The sequence below is a fragment of the Streptomyces sp. JLBJ103 genome (assembly GCF_058215575.1).
Map to the genome: position 1 here is coordinate 2,720,310 of NZ_CM177089.1, position 20,577 is coordinate 2,740,886.

General features: G+C 70.8%; 7 protein-coding genes. All 7 read left to right on the top strand.

Features of this window, described 5'->3' with window-relative positions:
- From AC4BEG_RS11755 to AC4BEG_RS11785, 7 genes are read left to right on the top strand one after another with little or no spacing between them, the layout of a single operon-like run.
- Entirely contained in the window at positions 1 to 5,487 is a 5,487-nt protein-coding gene (locus AC4BEG_RS11755; protein ID WP_490707063.1) for a type I polyketide synthase, read from the top strand.
- Between the two features lie 8 nt (positions 5,488 to 5,495).
- Positions 5,496 to 14,753, top strand: a complete 9,258-nt coding sequence (locus AC4BEG_RS11760) for an alpha/beta fold hydrolase (protein WP_490705830.1) — start codon at positions 5,496 to 5,498, stop codon at positions 14,751 to 14,753.
- On the top strand, positions 14,753 to 16,189 hold the full coding sequence (locus AC4BEG_RS11765) for a cytochrome P450 (protein ID WP_490705831.1): 1,437 nt from the start codon (positions 14,753 to 14,755) through the stop codon (positions 16,187 to 16,189). The genes AC4BEG_RS11760 and AC4BEG_RS11765 overlap by 1 nt, the downstream gene beginning before the upstream one ends.
- A gap of 31 nt (positions 16,190 to 16,220) precedes the next feature.
- A complete protein-coding gene (locus AC4BEG_RS11770; RefSeq protein WP_490705832.1) occupies positions 16,221 to 17,165 on the top strand; it encodes an MBL fold metallo-hydrolase in 945 nt (314 codons plus the stop codon).
- A gap of 23 nt (positions 17,166 to 17,188) precedes the next feature.
- Positions 17,189 to 17,770 carry a carboxymuconolactone decarboxylase family protein gene (locus AC4BEG_RS11775; RefSeq protein WP_490705833.1) on the top strand — a complete coding sequence of 194 codons (582 nt, stop codon included), beginning with the start codon at positions 17,189 to 17,191 and terminating at the stop codon, positions 17,768 to 17,770.
- A gap of 5 nt (positions 17,771 to 17,775) precedes the next feature.
- Entirely contained in the window at positions 17,776 to 19,005 is a 1,230-nt protein-coding gene (locus tag AC4BEG_RS11780) for a cytochrome P450 family protein (protein WP_490705834.1), read from the top strand.
- The gene (locus AC4BEG_RS11785; RefSeq protein ID WP_490705835.1) at positions 19,002 to 20,039 is read left to right on the top strand and encodes a methyltransferase; all 1,038 of its coding nucleotides are present in this window, start codon (positions 19,002 to 19,004) and stop codon (positions 20,037 to 20,039) included. Before AC4BEG_RS11780 ends, AC4BEG_RS11785 begins: the two co-directional genes overlap by 4 nt.
- Positions 20,040 to 20,577 lie beyond the last annotated feature (538 nt).

The following is a 20,577-nucleotide window of genomic DNA, read 5'->3' on the forward strand; positions in this document are numbered from 1 at the left end:
GTGACTGGCGAGCAGCAGGAGAAGCTTCTCCGTTACCTCAAGAATTCCGCGATTGAACTCAACGAAACGCGGGCTCTGCTGCGGGAGACGGAAGAACGCGCCACCGAGCCGCTCGCGGTGGTCGGTATGAGCTGTCGCTACCCTGGCGCGGACTCCCCGGAGGAACTGTGGGAGGTGGTCGCCGAGGGCCGGGACGCGATATCCGGTTTCCCACTCGATCGTGGCTGGGATCTGGAGCGGCTCTACGACCCGGACCCGGACCAGCTCGGCACCAGCTACACACGCGCGGGTGGATTCGTCCCCGGCGCCACGATGTTCGATGCCGACTTCTTCGCGATCAGCCCGCGTGAGGCGCTGTCCATGGACCCGCAGCAGCGGCTGCTGCTGGAGCTGTCCTGGGAGGCGTTCGAGGACGCGGGCATCGACCCGGCCTCGTTGCGCGGCAGCGACACCGGGGTCTACTGCGGTGTCGGCCCGTCGGACTACGCGTCGGTACCGGCCGGTGCGGCACCGCAGATCGAGGGGCTACGGCTGACCGGCGGCACCACCAGCGTGGTGTCGGGCCGGGTCGCCTACACCTTCGGCCTGGAGGGGCCCGCGCTGTCGGTGGACACCGCGTGTTCGTCGTCGTTGGTGGCCCTGCATCTGGCCGCACAGGCTCTGCGCGCCGGGGAATGTTCCCTGGCACTCGTCGGCGGCGTGACGGTGCTGGCCGGGCCGACGCTGTTCCTGGACTTCAGCCGGCAGCGCGGTCTGGCACCGGACGGCCGGTGCAAGCCCTACGCGGCTGCCGCTGACGGCACCGGTTTCGCCGACGGCGCGGGTGTGGTGATGCTGGAGCGGCTGTCGGACGCGCGGCGCAACGGGCACCGGGTGCTGGCGGTGATGCGCGGCAGCGCGGTGAACCAGGACGGGCTGAGCAACGGTCTGACGGCCCCCAACGGCCCGTCGCAGGAACGGGTGATCCGCCAGGCGCTGTCCAACGCCGGGTTGTCAGCGGCGGATGTGGACGCGGTGGAGGGCCACGGCACGGGCACCAAACTGGGCGACCCGATCGAGGTTCAGGCCCTGCTGGCCACCTACGGTCAGGAACGCGAACACGGCCCCCTGTGGTTGGGGTCGATCAAGTCGAACATCGGGCACAGCTCCGCGGGCGCCGGAATGGCCGGCGTGATCAAGATGGTGCAGGCGCTGCGCAACGAGGCGTTGCCCGCCACCCTGCACGTGGATCGGCCTTCGCCGCACGTGAACTGGGAGTCCGGCGGCGTCGAGCTGCTGACCGAGATGCGGCCGTGGAAGACGAACGGTCGTCCGCGCCGGGCCGGGGTGTCCTCGTTCGGGGTCAGCGGCACCAACTGCCATGTGATCCTGGAGGAAGAGCCGTTCGACGTGTCCGCCGACGCCGTCGAACCAGGCCCGGTCACCGATCCACCGGCGGTTCCGGTCCTGGTGTCCGGTCGTGGAACGGCCGCGTTGCGTGCCCAGGCGGACCGGTTGCGGGCCAGTGTGCTGGCCCGTCCGGAGCTCACGGTGGCCGAGGTCGGGTTCTCGTCGGCGACCACTCGGGCCCATCTCGATCAGCGTGCCGTGGTCCTGGCATCCGATCGCGCCACGCTGCTGTCCGGGCTGGCCGAGCTGGGCGCGGGCGAAGCGTCAGCGACCGTGGCCGAGGGCAAGGTGCTCACCCCCGATGCGCGTCCCGTGTTCGTGTTTCCGGGACAGGGAGCGCAGTGGGAGGGGATGGCTGTCGAACTGCTCGACTCGTCCCCGGTGTTCGCGCGGGAGATCGCGGCGTGTGGTGACGCGCTCGGCGAGTTCGTCGACTGGCGGCTCGAGGACGTACTGCGCGGGGCAGCGGGCGCGCCGTCGTTGGAGCGGGTGGACGTGGTGCAGCCCGCTCTGTTCGCGGTGATGGTGAGCCTCGCGGCGCTGTGGCGCTCCTATGGCGTGGAGCCGATGGCGGTGGTCGGCCATTCGCAGGGTGAGATCGCCGCGGCCGTGGTGGCCGGTGGGTTGTCGCCGGCCGACGGCGCGCGGGTGGTGGCTCTGCGGTCGCGGGCTCTCGCGGAGCGGCTCGCCGGGTTCGGGGGCATGGTGTCGGTCGCCGCGTCGGTCGAGCGGGTCGAGGAGCTGATCGCCCCGTACGAGGGACGGGCGTCGGTGGCGGCGGTGAACGGTCCGGCGGCCGTGGTGGTCTCCGGGGAGCCTGGCGCCCTGGAGGAGTTGATCGTGGCGTGCGAGCGCGAGGAGGTGTGGGCCCGGCGGATCGCGGTGGACTACGCCTCGCACTCGGCGCAGGTGGAGAGCATCGAGGACGAGCTGGCGCAGGTGTTGGGTCCGGTGGCCCCGACGTCGGGGTCGGTCCCGTTCTATTCCACGACGGTGGGTGGGTTCGTCGATACCGCCGTGCTCGACGGCGCGTACTGGTACCGGAATCTGCGCGGGCGGGTCGGGTTCGAGCCGGCGGTCCGGGCGTTGGTCGACAACGGCGCCGGGTGTTTCGTGGAGATGTCGCCGCATCCGGTGCTGACCATGGCGGTGGAGGACACCGTCGCTGATCACGGCGCCGGCTCCCGGGTGGGTGTCGTCGGGTCGTTGCGGCGTGATGAGGGCGGCTTCGAGCGGTTCGCGTTGTCGGCGGCCGAAGCCCATGTCGCCGGTGTGACGGTGGACTGGTCGGCGTTCTACGCGGGCAGCGGTGCGCGTGCGGTGCCCTTGCCGACCTACGCCTTCCAGCGCAACAGGTACTGGCTGACGTCGGGCACCAGCGCCGGGGATGCCGCGGCCATCGGGATGCACACGGTGAACCACCCCGTCCTCGCGGCGGCATCGCGGGTCGGTGACCGGGACGAGTGGGTGTACACCGGACGGCTCACCACGGACTCCCAGCCGTGGATCCGTGACCACGTGGTTTTCGGCATCCCCATCGCTCCAGGCACCGCACTGGTGGAACTGGCGTTGGCCGCGGGCGCCGGGGTCGGCTGCGGAGCCCTGGATGAAGCGGTGCTGGAGGCACCGCTCGTTCTCGACGACGAGGCGGGCTGCCGGATCCAGGTGACCGTCGGCGCTCTGGAGGACGACGGGCGCCGCGAGGTCGCGGTGTACTCGACCCCGGACGCCGGGCCGGACGACGAAGCCCCCGAACCGATCTGCCACGTGCGCGGCTGGCTGACCGCCGAGTCCGCTTCGCCCGCACCGGCTCCGGCGCAGTGGCCGCCGGCGGGTGCCGAGCCGATCGCGGTCGACGCGCTGTACGAGCGGATGGAGCTGGCCGGACTCGACTACGGGCCGCTGTTCAAGGGCATCCGTGCCGCCTGGCGGGCCGGGACCGAGATCTGCACCGAAGTAGCGCTGCCCGATGATGCCGACGATGCGGGCTTCGTGCTGCATCCCGGCCTGTTCGACGCCGCGTTGCAGGGCGCGCTGGTGGACAAGGACCCGAACGCGTCGGTGGAGATGCCGTTCACGTGGTCGGGGGTGCGCCCGGGGCGGCGTGTGCGGTCGGCACGGGTGCGGATCGTCACCTCCGCCGAGACCGGACTGCACGTCGACATGGTGGACGAGACCGGCGAGCCGGTGATGAGCATCGGCGGCCTGGTGTACCGAACGGTGGACCCGGCGCAGCTCGAGGCGGCGCGCGGCGGAGGACCGGACTCGCTGTACGAGGTCGAGTGGGTGCCGGTACCGATGGGGCCGGCGGAACCGGCGCGGCTGGTCCGCGTGGGCTGGGGCGCTGACGGTTTCACCGATCTGGACGCGGTGGAACGGGCGGTCGCCGAGGGCGACGCGGTCCCTGACGCGGTCCTGGTCCGGATCGCCCCGGATCTCACCTCGGACGCTCCGGCCTCGGCAGCCCGTGAAGCCGCCGAACAGATGCTCACCACGCTGCAACGGTGGCTGGCAAGCGAACGTCTGGGCGCGACCCGGCTGGTCGCGGTCACCCGCGGCGCGGTGGCGCTCGGCGGGGAGACACCCGACATCGCCCAGGCCGCGGCCTGGGGTCTCGGGCGAAGTGTCCAGTCCGAGCATCCGGGCCGGATCCTGCTCGTCGACCTCGACGACGACGGTGCCGACGTGCCGTGGGAGACCTTGCTGGCAGTCGGCGAACCGCAGCTGGCCGTGCGGGCGGGCCAGGTGTCGGCGCCGCGACTGGCGCGGGTGCCCGCGGTCGCCGAGGACGCGATGCGCTCGCTCGACCCGGACGGCACCGTGCTGGTCACCGGCGGCACCGGCGGCCTGGGTGTGGTGTTCGCCCGTCATCTGGCCGCCACGCACCGCGTGAAGAACCTGGTGCTGGTCAGCCGGCGCGGCCCCGACGCCGACGGCGCCGCCGAACTGGAGGCCGAGCTGACCGCGCTCGGTGCGCGGGTGCGGATCGTGGCCTGCGACATCGGCGACCGGGACCAGGTCGTCGCCGTGCTGGACTCGCTGGAGGCCCCGCTCACGGCGGTCGTGCACACCGCCGGTGTGCTCGCCGACGGGGTGGTCGAGTCGGTCACCCCGGACCAGCTCGCCGAGGTCATGCGACCGAAGGTGGACGCGGCGTGGCTGCTGCACGAGCTGACCGCGGACGCGGACCTGTCGGCGTTCGTGCTGTTCTCCTCGGGCGCCTCGCTGTTCGGCAACCCGGGGCAGGCCTGCTACGCCGCCGCGAACGCCGGGCTCGACGCGATGGCTCAGCGGCTGCGGGCCGCCGGAGTGCCCGCCACCTCCCTGGCCTGGGGTGTGTGGGGCGACGGGGCCGGGATGGCCGGCCGCCTCGACAGCACCAATGTGGCCCGTATCGAGAGCGCCGGTGTGGCACTGCTGCCGGTCGATCGTGGCCTGGAGCTGTTCGACTACGCACTGGGTCTCGACACCGGACTCCTGGCTCCGGTGCAGCTGGACATGGCCGGACTGCGGGCCCAGGCCCGGACGGGGGCGCTGCCCCCGCTGCTGCGCGGACTGGTTCGGGTTCCGGCACGGACCGCTGAGCCCACCGGCGGTTCGCTCGCGCAACGGCTGGCCGGGGTCGCCGACGAGGACCGCGAGCAGGTGGTCCTGGAGGTGGTGCAGGCGCAGGTGTCGGCCGTGCTCGGACACGAATCGGCGTCGGCGATCGACCCCGGCCGGACGTTCACGGACATGGGATTCGATTCGCTCGCCAGCGTCGGGTTGCGGAACCGGCTCAGCAAGATCACCGGTCTGCGATTGCCCGCCACCCTCGTCTTCGACCACCCGAACGCGGCGGCGGTGGCCGGGTATCTCCTCGAATCCGTCGAACCGGAGGCCGTGACCGGCGGCCGGACCGATGACGACACCGCCGAGATCCGCGCGGTTCTCGCCTCGATCCCGATCGAACGGCTGCGCCAGGCGAGGCTGCTGGACACCTTGTTCGATCTGGCGCGCGGCGACGTGGCTGAGGAGGAGACCCGGGACGGTGGCGAGGAGTCGGTCGACGACCTCGACGCGGAAGCACTGATCCGGATGGCTCGAGGGGACCGGTAGGGACAAGCATGACTGCACAGACGAACGATCTTGTCGACGCCCTGCGGATGTCGATCAAGGAAAACGAGCAGCTTCGCAAGCAGAACCGGCAGTTGCTGACGCGAGCGGCCGAGCCCCTGGCGATCGTGGGCATGAGCTGCCGGTTCGGCGGCGGCGCGACATCTCCGGAGCGCCTGTGGGAGCTGCTGTCGGAGGGCCGCGACGCCATGGTGCCGCTGCCCGAGGACCGCGGCTGGAACGTCGAGCGCCTGTACCACCCGGACCCGGATCACCCTGGCACCACGTATGCCCGGACGGGCGGATTCGTCGACGGGGTCGCGGAGTTCGACGCCGACTTCTTCGGGATCGGTCCGCGTGAGGCGCTGGCGATGGATCCGCAGCAGCGGCTGATCCTGGAAGGTGCGTGGGAGGCCTTCGAGAACGCCGGGATCGACCCCACGACCTTGCGCGGCAGCGACACCGGCGTCTTCTGCGGTGCGATCAGCTCCGAGTACGGCGCCACGATGCCCCCGGAGCTGGGCGGGTACCGGCTCGGCATCCTGACCAGCGTGCTGGCCGGGCGGATCTCGTACCTGCTGGGGCTGGAAGGCCCGGCGGTCACCGTGGACACCGCGTGTTCGTCGTCGTTGGTGGCGCTGCACCAGGCCGCGCAGGCGCTGCGGGCCGGTGAGTGCTCGACGGCGCTGGTCGGCGGAGTGACCGTGCTGTCGAGCCCGACCCTGCTGGTCGAGTTCAGCCGGCAGCGTGGGCTGGCGCCCGACGGCCGGTGCAAGGCGTACGCGGAGGGCGCCGACGGCACCGGCTTCGCCGACGGCTGCGGTCTCATCGTGCTGGAGCGGCTCTCGGACGCGCGGCGGCGCGGGCACACCGTGCTGGCCGTCGTGCGCGGCAGCGCCGTGAACCAGGACGGTGCCAGCAACGGGTTGACCGCGCCGAGCGGCCCGGCGCAAGGGCGGGTGATCCGGGCGGCGTTGGCCAACTCGGGTCTGTCGGCGGCGGACGTGGACGCCGTGGAAGGCCACGGCACCGGAACGGAGCTCGGCGATCCGATCGAGGCGCACGCGCTGCTGGACACCTACGGCCGGGATCGTACGAACGGCCCGCTGTGGCTGGGGTCGATCAAGTCCAACATCGGGCACACCTCGGCGGCCGCCGGTATCGCCGGTGTGATCAAGATGGTGCTGGCGATGCGGCACGAGACGCTGCCGGCCACTCTGCACGCGGACACCCCGTCCCCGAATGTGGACTGGGATCGCGGCCAGGTCGCCGTACTGTCACGGTCGCGGCCGTGGCGGTCGGACGGCAGGCCGCGGCGGGCGGGTGTCTCGTCGTTCGGAGTGAGCGGCACCAACGCGCACGTCATCCTGGAGGAGGCGCCCTCGGCGCCCGCCGCGTCCTCTGCCTCTTCCGCGTCCGGGGCGTCTTCCGCGTCCGGGGCGTCCGGCGAGACCACGGATCCGGATGCGGTGCGACGGCCCTCGGGCGTCGTGCCGGTGCTGGTGTCGGGGCGCACCGAGGCGGCGCTGCGGGCGCAGGCCAGGCGGTTGTGCGACCACCTCGCGGAGCGGCCGGAGTTGACGCCCGCCGACATCGGGTACTCGATGGCGACCACGCGCGCGCTCCTGGAACGGCGCGCGGTGGTCCCGGCATCCGATCGGGACGAGCTGATGGCCGCGTTGACCGCCCTGGCGGCCGGGGAACCCGGGGCGGTCGACGGGCGGGCGGTCGCCGGGAAGACGGCGGTGCTGTTCACCGGTCAGGGCGCCCAGCGGGCCCGGATGGGCATCGATCTGGCGGAGGCGTACCCGACGTTCTCCACCGCGCTGGACGAGGTGTGCGCGGCGGTGGATCCGCTGGTCGGCCGGTCGATGCGGGCCTTGCTGAGCGCGGCGCCCGGCTCCGCCGAGGCGGCGCTGCTCGACGCCACCGCGTACACGCAGGTGGCGTTGTTCGCCGTCGAGGTGGCGCTGTACCGGCTGATCGCATCGTTCGGTGTGCGAGCCGACTACCTGATCGGGCACTCGGTGGGCGAGATCGCCGCGGCTCATGTGGCCGGGGTGCTGTCGCTGGAGGACGCCGCCGCACTGGTGGTGGCGCGTGGCCGGTTGATGGGGGCGCTGCCCGAAGGCGGCGCGATGGTGGCGGTACAGGCCACCGAGGACGAGGTCACCGCGACACTGCGTGGCTACGAAGGCAGGCTCGAGATCGCCGCGGTGAACGGTCCGCGGGCGGTGGTGGTGTCCGGTGACGCCGACGCCGCAGAGGAGTGGTTGCCGAACTTCGCGGACCGGAAGACCTCGCGGTTGAAGGTGTCGCACGCGTTCCACTCGCCCCGCATGGAGCCGATGCTGGCCGAGTTCGCCTCGGTCGCACGGGGACTGCGGTTCTCCACGCCGAAGATCGCGATCGTGTCGAACGTGACCGGTGAGCGGGTGACCGACGAGATCGCTGACCCGATGTACTGGGTGCGGCATGTCCGGCGGGCGGTGCGGTTCGCCGACGGTGTGCGGACCCTGTACCGGTTGGGTGCCCGGCGGTTCCTGGAGCTGGGTCCGGACGCGGTGCTGACCGCGATGGCCGGGCAGACTCTCGACGACGCCGACAGCGCCGACGACGCGTTGCTGGTTCCGGCACTGCGCGCGCGGCACGACGAGGCCGAGACGTTCGCCCGCTTTCTCGGCGGAGCGCGGATGGCCGGAGTCGATGTCGACTGGACGGCCTACTACGCCGGAACCTCGGCGGCCCGGGTGGATCTGCCGACGTACGCGTTCCAGCGGGAGCGGTTCTGGCTGGCGCCCGGTACCGGGTCGGCGGATGCGTCCGCGGCCGGTCAGGTCGGGCTGGATCACGCGATCCTCACCGCCGCGGTACCGGTGGCCGACCGCGACGAATGGGTGTTCACCGGGCGCATCGCGGCCGGTACGCAGCCCTGGATCGCCGATCATGTCGTTCTCGGGGCGCTGGTGGTCCCCGGTGCCGCACTGGTCGACGTGGCGGTGACGGCCGGAACGGCGATCGGCTGCCCGGCGCTGGAGGAGCTGGAGATCACCGCGCAGCTGGTCCTCACCGACGAGCCGCGCCAGGTACAGGTGACCGTCGGTGCCGCCGACGCCGACGGCCGCCGCGAGATCGCGATCTACTCGCGCGCCACCGCCGACGCCACCGCCGGCGATGGGCCGGAGGTAATCTGCCACGCCAGGGGACGACTTGGGGCCGACCCGGCGCCGCCGCTGCCGTTCGACGCGGAGTGGCCGCCGGTGGACGCCGAGCCCGTGCCGGTCGACGACCTCTACGCACGCCTCGCGGAGGCCGGGGCCGACTACGGTCCGCTGTTCCAGGGCGTGCAGGCGGCCTGGCGCCGCGGTGAGGAGATCTACACCGACATCGCGCTGCCCGACGACATCGACGGCACCGGATACGGACTCCACCCCGGACTGTTCGACGCGGCGCTCCAGGGCGGCCTGCTCGATGTCGAGCCGGGTGCCGCGCCGAACCTGCCGGTCTCGTGGTCCAACGTGTCGTTCGGACAGACCACCGCGGCGCGCGCCCGAGTACGGGTCACGGCGGCGGACTCGGTGCTGCGCGTGGACGCGGTGGATCTCGACGGCGAGCCCGTGCTGTCGGTCGGCCGGGTCGGCTACCGTCCGGCGCCGCAACTCGACGGTGCGCCGCGGCACGGTACGGACTCACTGTTCGAGCTGACCTGGACGACGGTGGACGCGGAGCCGTCACCGGCGGCGAGGATCGCGGTCCTGGGTGAACTGGAGGCCGTTGGCGAGAGGTTCGCCGATCTCGACGCCCTGGAGTCGGCTCTGGCCGGCGGCGCGGAGGCGCCCACCCTCGTACTGACTTCGGTCATGGCGCCGAACGGCGCCACCGGGGTACGGGAACTGTGCGGGCAGGCGATCGACACGGTGCGTCGCTGGGTGTCGAGCCCCTTGTCGGCCGACGCGCGACTGGTGCTGGTGACCCGTGGCGCGGTCGCGGCCGGCGACCTCGCGCCCGATCCCGCACCGGCAGCGGTCTGGGGTGCGATACGCGTCGCCCAGACCGAACATCCGGACACCGTGGTGCTCGTCGATCTCGACGAGCACGCCGATCCGGACTGGACCGTGCTCGGTGAGCTGGACGAGCCCGAGGTGGCGGTCCGCGACGGTGCGCTGTTCGTGCCCCGCCTCGCCCCCGCTCCCCCGGCCGGGGCCGGACCGGTGTGGGATCCGGCCGGGACGGTACTGATCACCTGCGGTCCAGGGGGTGCCGGTCCGGTACTCGCCAGGCAGCTGGCCGAGCGGTACGACACCGGGCAGCTGCTGCTGGTGACCTTCGGCGGCCCGGACGAGGCCGTCGACGCGGTGGTCGCCGAGCTGGCCGGGTCGGGTGCTCGCGCCGTGGTCTGTGACACCCCCGACGGGCTCGCCGATGTGCTGTCCTCCGTGGAGGGTCCGCTGACCGCGGTCATCCACGCACCTGGGGTCGTCGACGACGGCACCCTCGAGACGCACACCGGCGACCGGCTCGACCGGGCGGTCGGCGCGAAGCTCGATGTCGCACTGCGGCTGCGTGAGCTGACCGCCGGGCAGGACCTGGCGGCGTTCGCGCTGGTCTGTTCCGACGCCGGACTCTTCGGCACCTCCGGGCACGTCGCCAACGCCGCCGCCGACGCGGCCCTGGACGCCGTCGGCCACCGGTTGCGTACCGAGGGCGTGCCGGTGACCGCACTGGTATGGAGCACCTGGGTGGACGCTGCCCAGGAGCCGGGTCTGGTGCGGGAGTTGGTCGACCGGATGGGCGCGGCGACATCGTCCCTCCTCACGCCGATCCATCTGGACTCGGCCGAACTGCGGGCCCAGGCCCATCAGGGAACGCTGGCCCCGCGCCTGCGCGGACTGGTCCGGACGCCCGCCCGGCGTGGCCGCGGCGGCGGGTCACTGGCGCGCACGCTCGCCCAGACGCCCGAGGCGGATCGTGTGCGGGTCGTACTCGATCTGGTCCGCGCGCAGGTCGCCGCGGTGCTCGGGCACGACACCCACACCGCGATCGACCCCGAACGGCCGTTCAAGGACGTGGGACTTGATTCCATGGGCGCCGTTGAGCTGCGCAACCGGCTGACCCGGGTCACCGGCCTGCGGCTGGCGGCGACCACGGTCTTCGACCACCCGACTCCGGCGGCGATCGCGCGGCTGATCGTCGGCGAACTGGCCGAGGCCGGCGACACCTCACGGCCGGCGGTGCGGTCGCGCCGCGGGGCGGTCGATGAACCGCTGGCGATCGTCGGGATGAGCTGCCGGTATCCGGGCGGGGTGAACTCACCGGACGAACTGTGGGAGTTCATCGCGGCCGGTCGGGACGGGATGACGGAATTCCCCACCGACCGCGGCTGGAACATCGACGACCTGTACCACCCCGACCCCGAGCACCCCGGCACCACCTATGCGCGGATCGGCGGGTTCATCGAGGGTGCGGGCGACTTCGACGCCGGGTTCTTCGGTATCGGCCCGCACGAGGCGCGGGCGATGGATCCCCAGCAGCGCTGGTTGCTGGAGGGTGCGTGGGAGGCGTTCGAGCACGCGGGCATCGATCCGACCGCGTTGCGTGGCAGTGACACCGGCGTGTACTGCGGTGCGGTCAACCCGGACTACGGCACCGCGGTACCGCCCGAGCTCGAGCAGTTCCACATGACCGGTGTGATGTCGAGTGTGCTGTCCGGGCGGATCGCCTACACCCTGGGGTTGGAGGGCCCGGCGATCACCGTGGACACGGCCTGCTCCGCGTCACTGGTGGCACTGCACCTGGCGATGCAGGCGCTGCGGGCGGGCGAGTGTTCGCTCGCCCTGGCGGGCGGTGTGACGGTGATGTCCACCCCGGTGGCCCTGTCCGACACCGCACGCATCCACGGCCTGTCACCGGACGGCCGGTGCAAGGCGTTCTCGGCGGCCGCGGACGGCACATCGTTCTCCGACGGCATGGGTCTGCTCGTACTGGAACGGCTTTCGGACGCCCGCCGCAACGGCCACCAGGTGCTGGCGGTGCTGCGCGGCAGTGCGATCAACCAGGACGGCGCCACCAACGGCCTCACCGCGCCGAACGGCCCCTCCCAGGAGCGGGTGATCCGGGCGGCCCTGGCCGCATCGGGACTTCAGCCGGCGCAGGTGGACGCGGTGGAGGCGCACGGTACCGGCACCAAGCTGGGCGATCCCATCGAAGCGCAGGCGCTGTTGGCGACCTACGGCCAGGACCGTGCCGGGGACCCGCTGCGGCTGGGGTCGGTCAAGTCGAACATCGGGCATGCCGGCCCCGCCGCCGGTGTCGCCGGAGTGATCAAGATGGTGCAGGCGATGCGGCATGAACTGCTCCCGCGCACGCTGCACGTGGACGAGCCGTCCCCGCACGTCGACTGGGAGGCCGGCGAGGTCGAGCTGCTCCTCGAGGACCAGCCCTGGAAGACTGACGGCCGGCCACGCCGGGCCGGTGTCTCGGCCTTCGGCATGAGCGGCACCAACGCGCACGTGATTCTGGAGGAGGCCCCGGCACCGGATCCGGTGCCGCGGTCCACCGGCGGGCAGCCGCCCGCCGTGCCGGTGCTGATCTCGGCGCGTTCCCGGGCCGCGCTGCGGGCGCAGGCAGATCGGCTGCACACCGCTCTGCTCGACAACCCCGGCCTCGACCTGGTCGACATCGGCTTCTCGATGGCGACGACCCGTGCGGCACTGCCGCGGCGGGCCGCGGTCGCGGCCCGGGACCGGGACGAGCTGCTCGACGGGCTGGCGGCGCTGGCCGGCGACAAACCGGCCGAGCACACCGTCGACGGCAAGGTGCTGGACGGCAAGACGGTGTTCGTGTTCCCGGGCCACGGTTCGCACTGGACCGAGATGGCGGTGCGGCTGCTGGACACCGCACCACCGTTCGCGGAAGAGATCGCGGCCTGCGGACAGGCGTTCGAGCCGTATGTGGACTGGAACCTGGAGGACGTGCTGCGTGGTGCGCCGGGTGCGCCGTCGATGGACGTGGTCGACGGGGTGATCCCGCTGAACGTGCTGCAACTGGCGATGTTCTCGGTGATGGTCTCGCTGGCGGCGTTGTGGCGAGCCCACGGTGTGGAACCGGACGTGGTGGTCGGTCACTCACAGGGTGAGGTCGCCGCCGCCTATGTCGCCGGTGCACTGTCGCTCGAGGACGCCGCCCGGATCGTGGCGATGCGCAACCGGCTCGCGCACGACCGGTTGCCCAACGACGCGGGCCTGCTGTGGATCGGGGCATCGGACGACGAGGTCGAGCGGCGTGTCGCCGGATACGCCGGGCGGGCCTCGGTCGCCGTGGTGAACAGCCCGGTCTCCGTGGTGCTCGCCGGTGACGCCGACGTCCTGGTAGAGGTACAGGCCGAGTGCGAGCGCGACGGGCTGCGGACCCGGGCGCTCGGTTCGGCGTTCGCCTCGCACACCGCCGCGGTCGACGCCATCGAAGCGGAGCTGGTGGAGTCGCTGGCATCGGTGGCCCCCCGGGCGAGCCGGGTGCCGTTCTACTCCACGGCGGTCGACGGATACGTCGACACCGTCGGCCTGGACGCGACCTACTGGTACAAGAACATCCGGAACCAGGTCGGTTTCGAATCCGCGGTCTGCGCGCTGATCGACGACGGCGCGGCCCGCTTCGTGGAGGTGTCGCCCCATCCGGTGCTGGCGACCGCGATCGAGCAGACCGCCACGGCGCACGACACCGAGGGCCGGGTCGCGACGGTCGCGACGATCGGGACGCTCCGGCGCGACGAAGGCGGCCTGGACCGGTTCGCGCTGTCGCTGGCCGAGGCGCACACGGCCGGTGTCGCAGTGGACTGGGCCGGCTTCTACGCCGGGACCGGGGCCGCGCGGGTGTCCCTGCCGACCTACGCGTTCCAGCGGAAGCGGTACTGGCTGGCGCCGGCCGTGTCCGGACCGGGTGCCCCGAGCGCGGCGCTGCCCGCCGAACACGGCGACGAGGACGCGGACGACGAGGGCGGAGTGCTGGTGCGGCAGTTGGCCGCCGTTCCCGCGGACGAGCGGGAGGCGCTGACGCAGAAGGTGATCCGGACGCAGGTCGCGGCGGTACTGGGACACGAGTCCGGCGACGCGGTCGAATCGGACCAGGGCTTCTGGGAGATGGGCTTCAACTCGGTCGGCGTGGTCCGGTTGTGCAATCGCCTGCACCGGGTGACCGGCGTGCAGGTGGCATCGACCGTCATCTTCGAACACCCCGACGTCATCGGCTTGGCCCGCTGGCTCGTCACGCATCTGGCGGACGAGGTGGCGGCGGCCGAGGCGGATCCCGCGTCCGGCGACACCGGCGAGCGTGAGCCGAGCGGGGTGGCCGCGCGTGCCGAGTCCGCACCGGACGGTTCCGCGTCCCGCGGGTCCGCGGCCACCGGATCCGGGAGGTCCACGGCCACCGGCCTCGCCCCGGACAGCCGCGGTACGTTCACGTCGCTGGTCCGGCACGCCCACGCCGAGGGCGAGCTCAACCGGGCGATGAGCTGGCTGATGGAGGCTTCCCGATTCCGCCCGGCCTTCACCTCGCCCGCGGAACTGCCGGAGAACAGCGGCCGGGTGGTGCGGCTCGCCAAGGGCGATGCGGAGCAGGCGGCCATCGTCTGCGTGCCGTCGTTCGCCGTCGGTTCGGGCCCGCACCTGTTCCTGGCGCTCGCCGGAGGGCTGTCCGGCCGTGACGTGTTCTCCTGCTCGCTGCCCGGCTTCCGCGACGGCGAGCCGCTGCCCGGGTCCTGGAACACCGTCATCGGGATGCTCGCGGACGGGATCAGGCGGACCGTCGGTGACACCGAGGTGGTTCTCGTCGGCTACTCCATCGGCGGCGCCGTCGCGCATGCGCTGGCCGCCGAACTCGAACGCACGGGTCGGCCCGCGGCGGGCCTGGTCCTGCTCGACTCACCGGATCCGCGGTCCGTCGTCGAGAACGAGGGCGGCGCGTTCGAGTCGAGCATGGACGCGTTGCTGGGCGGCGACCGCGACCTCGCCTTCGACGACTCCGGCTGGCTGGCGATGGGCGCCTATCTGCGCCTGCTGGCCGAGCGCGGCGACACCGGCGTCGAGACTCCGCGCCTGTACCTCCGGGCCAACGACACGCATTCCTGGCCCGCGTGGGACGTCGGCGGCGATCTGGTGCACCTCGATGCCGGCCACTTCGAACTGATCAATGACCCGGAGTGCGCGGGGGCCGTCGAAAAGTGGGTCCGGTGCGGATTCTCTGCTGACTCAGCTTTGTACGACAAGGAGAAGTGATGACCCCTCCCGACGTGAACGACACAGCGGTCGAGGACGGCACCGGGCGCTGCCCGGTCGACCACACCGCGCAGCCGGAGGAGACGGTGATCCCCTCCTCGGAGGTGCCGGGTCCGGCACTGGGCCAGCGGGAGCAAATGGCGCGGTGGGCCAACTCGCGCACCGATTTCCTGATCGAGTGCAAGCGGCTGTACGGTCCCCGGTTCCGGCTGGGCTTCCTGCCGGGCGTCGAGTTCTTCGTGCTCACCGACCCGGACGAGGTGCGGGCCGTCTACCAGGCACCGCGCACCAGCCTGCACTGCGGAAACTCGAACGGTGCGCTGGAGAAGTACTTCGGCAACACCGGGCTGGCCTTCCTCGACGAGGGCGAGCATCTGGCCCGCCGCAAGGCGCTCACCCGCAGCTTCAAGGGTGCGGCGTTCTCCCGCATCACCGAAGCGGTGGAGCAGATCACGGTGGACGCGGTCGCGCAGTGGCCGCGTGACGAGGTCGTCGACATGCACCCGCTGGTGCACCGCTGGGCGATGAACGTGATCCGGGAAGTCGTGTTCGGCAAGGTGACCCCGACCTGCTGGCCTCAGCTGCTCGACGCGCTGATGGATCTGCTGGAGCTCAACACCTATCCGACGGCGATGCTGATGATCGACCGGTGGTCACCGGCGAAGAAGCGGCTCATGAAGAAGCGGCCCGGCACCGGGCTCAAGGACTTCTGGAGGAACCGGCCCCGGGTCGACGCACTGATCGCCCAGGCGGTGGCCGAGCGCGTGGAGCGCGGTGAGCTCGGCAACGACATGCTGTCGGTCCTGCTCGGCATCGAGCGCGAGGACGGCTCGTCCCTGTCGGGCTCGGAAATGCGCGACGAGATCATGACCATGTTCGTCGCCGGCACCGTGACGACCGTGTCCGCGGTCTGCTGGTCGGTGGAGCACTTCTCCCGGGATCCGGAGCGGCTCGGCAGGCTGCGTGCCGAGATCGCCGAGGGAGCCTCCGAGGAGTACCTCACCGCCGCGGTGCACGAGGTGCTGCGGCTCAACCCGCCGCTGCCGAACAATCTGGCGCGTCAGGTCATGGAGCCGATCGTGATCGGCGGCGTGCGGTACGAGCCCGGTCAACTGCTGGTGCCGAGCGCGGAGTTGATGAACAACGACCCGGAGCGCTACCCCGAGCCGGAGAAGTACCGCCCGGAGCGGTTCCTCGGCGTGCAGCCCGGCCAGTACACGTGGATCCCGTTCGGCGGCGGGCACACCCGCTGCATGGGCGACCGGATAGCGATCCACGAGATCAAGGTCATGCTGCGCGAGCTGGTGACCCACGTCGACTTCGAGCCTGCCGAGGCGGATCCGGCGAGGGCGGTGCCGCGGGGTCCGGTCGTGGTGCCCGAGCGCGGTCCGCGGATGGTGCTGCGCCCCCGGACCGCGGTAGCGGCCGGGAACTGACCGCGGATATTCAGTGAACAAGGAGATTTTTGTGTCTGTTCCCTTTACCACCGGTGTGCACCGGCTCGCGCCGGAGACGTTCGCCTATCTGCAAGGCAGTCGCGCCACCGGGTACGGCAACGCGGGCCTGGTGTGCAGTGGTGACGAAGCGTTGCTGGTGGATACGTTGTTCACGCTCGACCAGACGCGGAAGATGCTGTCCGCCATCGCCGAAGCGGTGCCTACGACCGACATCTGCTGGGTGGTGAACACCCACCACGACGGTGATCACTGGTGGGGCAACCAGCTCGTGGGGGACGCCATGATCGTGTCCTCCATCGCGGCGGCGCGGACGATGCGCCAGGCCGGTCCGGAGACCACGGCCCCGATCCTGTCCCCCGGCACCGATCCTCGGATGCGCGCGTACCTGGAGCCCTTCGACTTCTCCGGCATCACCCCGACCTACCCGACGATCACGTTCGGCGGGGAGCTCGAGTTGACCGTGGGCAAGCGGACCGTGCGGCTGATCGAGGTCGGCCCTGCCCACACCGCAGGCGATGTCATCGTCCACGTTCCCGATGAAGGCGTCGTGTACGCCGGCGACATCCTGATGTTCGACAGCCACGGTGTCATCCACTCCGGCCCCATCGACAACTGCATCCGTGCCTGCGACACGATTCTCGACCTCGATGCCGGGACCGTCGTCCCCGGCCACGGCCCGGTGGGCGGCACACAGGATGTGGTCCGGGTCCGCGACTACCTCGAGCGGGTGAAGGCCCACGCCACCGCCGCCCACCAGCAGGGCAAGTCCCATCTGGAGGCCGCACGGGAATTCGATCTCACCGAGTTCGCCGACCTCGACAACGTCGAACGCGTCGTCCTCAACATCGGTGCCGTCTATCGCGAACTCAACGGTGACGGCACGCCGGGACCGAGCCCGCTGCTGCACGACATGGTGGAGCTGAAGGAGTCCCTGGAAGCCAAGGTGACGGCATGACGGTTCGGAACACTGTTCCCCGCATGGCCCCCGCGCCCGCGGACCAGGTCCGTCCGCTGCTCGGGATGCCCGCCGCCGTCCAGTCCGACCCCGACGGTCCGCTGTCGCACATGGTCGGCCAACCCGTGCTCAACGTCCTGGGCGTGCTCGGCAACCACCCCGCGCTGCTGTCCGGGATGAACCCGATGCTCTCCGCGCTCGGCCAGGGGAAGCTGACCTTGCGCGACAGAGAGCTGATGGTGCTGCGGGTGGGGTACCTCCTGCGGTCGCACTACGAGTGGGCCCATCATGTGGCGATCGGCTCCAAGGCCGGTCTCACCGAGGAGGAGATCGCCCGGGTCCCCGCGGGCCCGGACGCCCCTGGCTGGTCCGAGCACGACGCGGCCCTGCTGCGGGCGGTCGACGAGCTGCGCGGCCCGGAGGCCAAGCTGTCCGACCGGACGTGGCAGCAGCTCTCGTCCGCGTACGACGAACAGCAGATGCTGGAAGTGCTGGCGATTGTCGGCGCGTATTCGATGCTCGCCTACATCCTCAATTCCTGCGACGTCGCCATCGACGACTGGCTCACCGATCCGGCGGACCTGCCGGAATCCCAAGGAGGGTGAGGACCATGACCCCGGCCACCAGACCCGTGCAGGAAGAAGTAATCGGAACGGACTTCTTCGACGATCCGCACAAGTACTACCGCCGCTGGCGCAAGAACGGTCCCGTTCTCCGGGTCCGTCGGCCCAATGGTCTGCCGCACTGGCTGATCACCGGTTACGACGAGGCCCGTGCCGCACTCGCGGATCCGCGGATGCGCAAGAACGTCACCGATCTCTACGAGATCCTGCGCCAGGCCGCCCCGGACGGCAGGGGCGCCGGCGCCTCGGAACTGCTGTCCTCGCACATGCTGAACAGTGATCCGCCCGAGCACACCCGGCTGCGGAAGCTCGTCGGCCGGGAGTTCACCGGTCGACGTGTCGCCGCCCTGCGGCCGCGCATCGAGCACATCACCAAGGACCTGCTCGACCAGCTGGACGGCCAGGACGAAGTCGACCTGATCGAGGGGTTGGCGGCGCCGTTGCCGGTCATGGTGATCTGCGAATTGCTCGGGGTGCCGTTCGACGACCGGGAGAACTTCCAGGAGTGGTCCAAGGTCCTGCTGGATGCCGACCCCAGTGTCGACATGGCCGCGGTCTCGAAGCAGATGAGCGACTATCTGGCCGCCCTGCTGGAGGCCAAGCGGGCCGCACCCGGTAACGACCTGTTGTCCGGGCTGGTCGCCGCCGACGAGGACGGTGATCAGCTCAGCGTGGATGAACTGATCGCGATGGCGTTCCTGTTGCTGGTCGCGGGGCACGAGACGGCGCTGCACCTGATCGGCAACGGTGTCTACATGATGTTGCGGGACCGGGAGGCGTTCGAGGCCCTGCGGGCATACCCGGACCGGATTCCCGCCGCGACCGAGGAGGTGCTCCGTCGGTTCGGTCCGGTCGGCTGGGCAACGATGCGGTACACCGGTGAGGACGTCAGCCTCGGTGGTGTCGACATCCCGGCCGGAGAGCTCGTGTGCATCTCGCTCGACGCGGCCAATCACGACCCCGCGTACAACGAGGAGCCCCCCCGGCTGCACCAGGTGGAAGAGAGCCCCAAGCACTTGGCCTTCGGGCACGGAATCCACTTCTGCCTCGGTGCCCCGCTGGGCCGGCTGGAGGCGAACGTCGCGTTCACCCAGCTGCTCCAGCGGTTCGGTGGGCTGCGGCTGGCGGATCCCGACTTCTTCCCCGATTGGCGCATCGGCTTCATGCGCGGTTTCGGTTCCCTGCCCGTGCGCCTGAATTCGGAGTTGACGTCATGACCGAAGCGAAAAACAAGCAACGACTGTTCGAATTGGCATTCGGGCATATGGCCACGCAGACGGTGGCCACCGCGATGCGTCTGGGGGTGGCCGACACCCTCGGCGACGGTGAGCGGACCGGCACCGAGCTCGCCGCCGCGCTCGGCACGGACGCAGCGGTGACCACCCAGTTGTGCAGTGCGCTCACCGCGCTCGGGATACTGACCCAGGCGGTGTCCGGGGAGTTCCGGCTGACCGAGGTCGGCGCCCTGCTGCGTACGGACCGGGCCGATTCGCTGCATTCCTTCACACGGGTGTTCACCGATCCGGCGGTGCAGGGGGCGTGGCGTGAACTGGACACCGCCGTACGCACCGGAAGCGCTACCTTCGACACCGTATTCGGAAAGTCGTTCTTCGAGTACGTCGCGGGCGATCCGGAACTGTCGGCCCACTTCCCCGCCGCCTTGCGGCAAAGCGCCATGCAGACCGCGGAAGCGCTACCGCATCACTACGATTTCGCCGCTTTCGACACCGTGGCCGATATCGGTGGCGGCAACGGCACGGTGCTCGCCGCCGTCCTCGCCGCCCATCCCGGCCTGCGCGGCATCCTGTACGACACCGTCGCGGCGGCCGGCACGGCCGAAGCGACCCTGACGGCGGCCGGAGTCGCCGACCGCTCCACCGTGACCTCCGGCGACATCACGACCGAGGTACCCGCCGGTGCCGACCTCTACCTGATCAAGAACGTCGTGCACTACGCCGATGACGATCGCGCCGTCACGATTCTCGGCAACATCAGGCGAGTGATTCCGCCGCAGGGACGGCTGCTCATCGTGGATCCGGTCATGCCCGACACCGTCGACGGCTCTCTCCCGGACACGATGTATCTCAGCGATCTCCACATGCGGCTCATCGGCGCCGGCCAGGGACGTACCAAGGCCGAGTTCGAAAGCCTCTGTGCCCGTGCCGGCTTCACCGTGACCGAGTTCGCCCTGCTGCCCGCTCCGATGGCCTTCTCACTGATCGAGGCGGTCCCCGGGGACAGCGGCCACTGACAACCAACGGGCAACAGCCACGTCCACGCCGGACCATCGGCAGAAGCCGTCCGCTTACTGCCACGAGAAAGCCGGGATTTGGCCCATGTGGCCTGTCCCGGCTTTCCGTTGGGCTCTCGACGGCAGCCTGCGGACATTGATGGCCATTGGGGGAACCGCCATAGGCGTGGCAGCTTGGTGCACGGATTTCGCAAACCGGTGATGCACTGAACAGTTTTGCTGACGATACGTAACGGCCCGGTTGGGTCGGTGGCAGGTTGCTGGCTCCACACCCCCGTAAATCGCCGGCCTGCTCCGGTCGTGCGGCATGCTGATTCTCAGCTCGGCTTGAGCAGCACTGCTCGCCGCGCGTCGACGATTCATAACGGGGATGAGTCATGGCTGAGGCAGTGCTGTACACAGACCGTCGGCATGTTCCGGATTGAGAAAAATCCGTAGCCGAGCGTTTCTTGACCGATGGACGACGTGGCCCGGAAGCCGTGCTGTTGGCGACGGCGATCCGGTGGCCCGAAACGGAAGACGTGGCATGAAAGCAGTC

What these genes read in the sequence shown, in the direction of transcription:
- AC4BEG_RS11760 (WP_490705830.1), top strand. Translation starts at nt 5,496, where the DNA reads ATGACTGCACAGACGAACGATCTTGTCGACGCCCTGCGGATGTCGATC.
- AC4BEG_RS11765 (WP_490705831.1), top strand. Translation starts at nt 14,753, where the DNA reads ATGACCCCTCCCGACGTGAACGACACAGCGGTCGAGGACGGCACCGGG.
- AC4BEG_RS11775 (WP_490705833.1), top strand. Translation starts at nt 17,189, where the DNA reads ATGGCCCCCGCGCCCGCGGACCAGGTCCGTCCGCTGCTCGGGATGCCC.
- AC4BEG_RS11780 (WP_490705834.1), top strand. Translation starts at nt 17,776, where the DNA reads ATGACCCCGGCCACCAGACCCGTGCAGGAAGAAGTAATCGGAACGGAC.
- AC4BEG_RS11785 (WP_490705835.1), top strand. Translation starts at nt 19,002, where the DNA reads ATGACCGAAGCGAAAAACAAGCAACGACTGTTCGAATTGGCATTCGGG.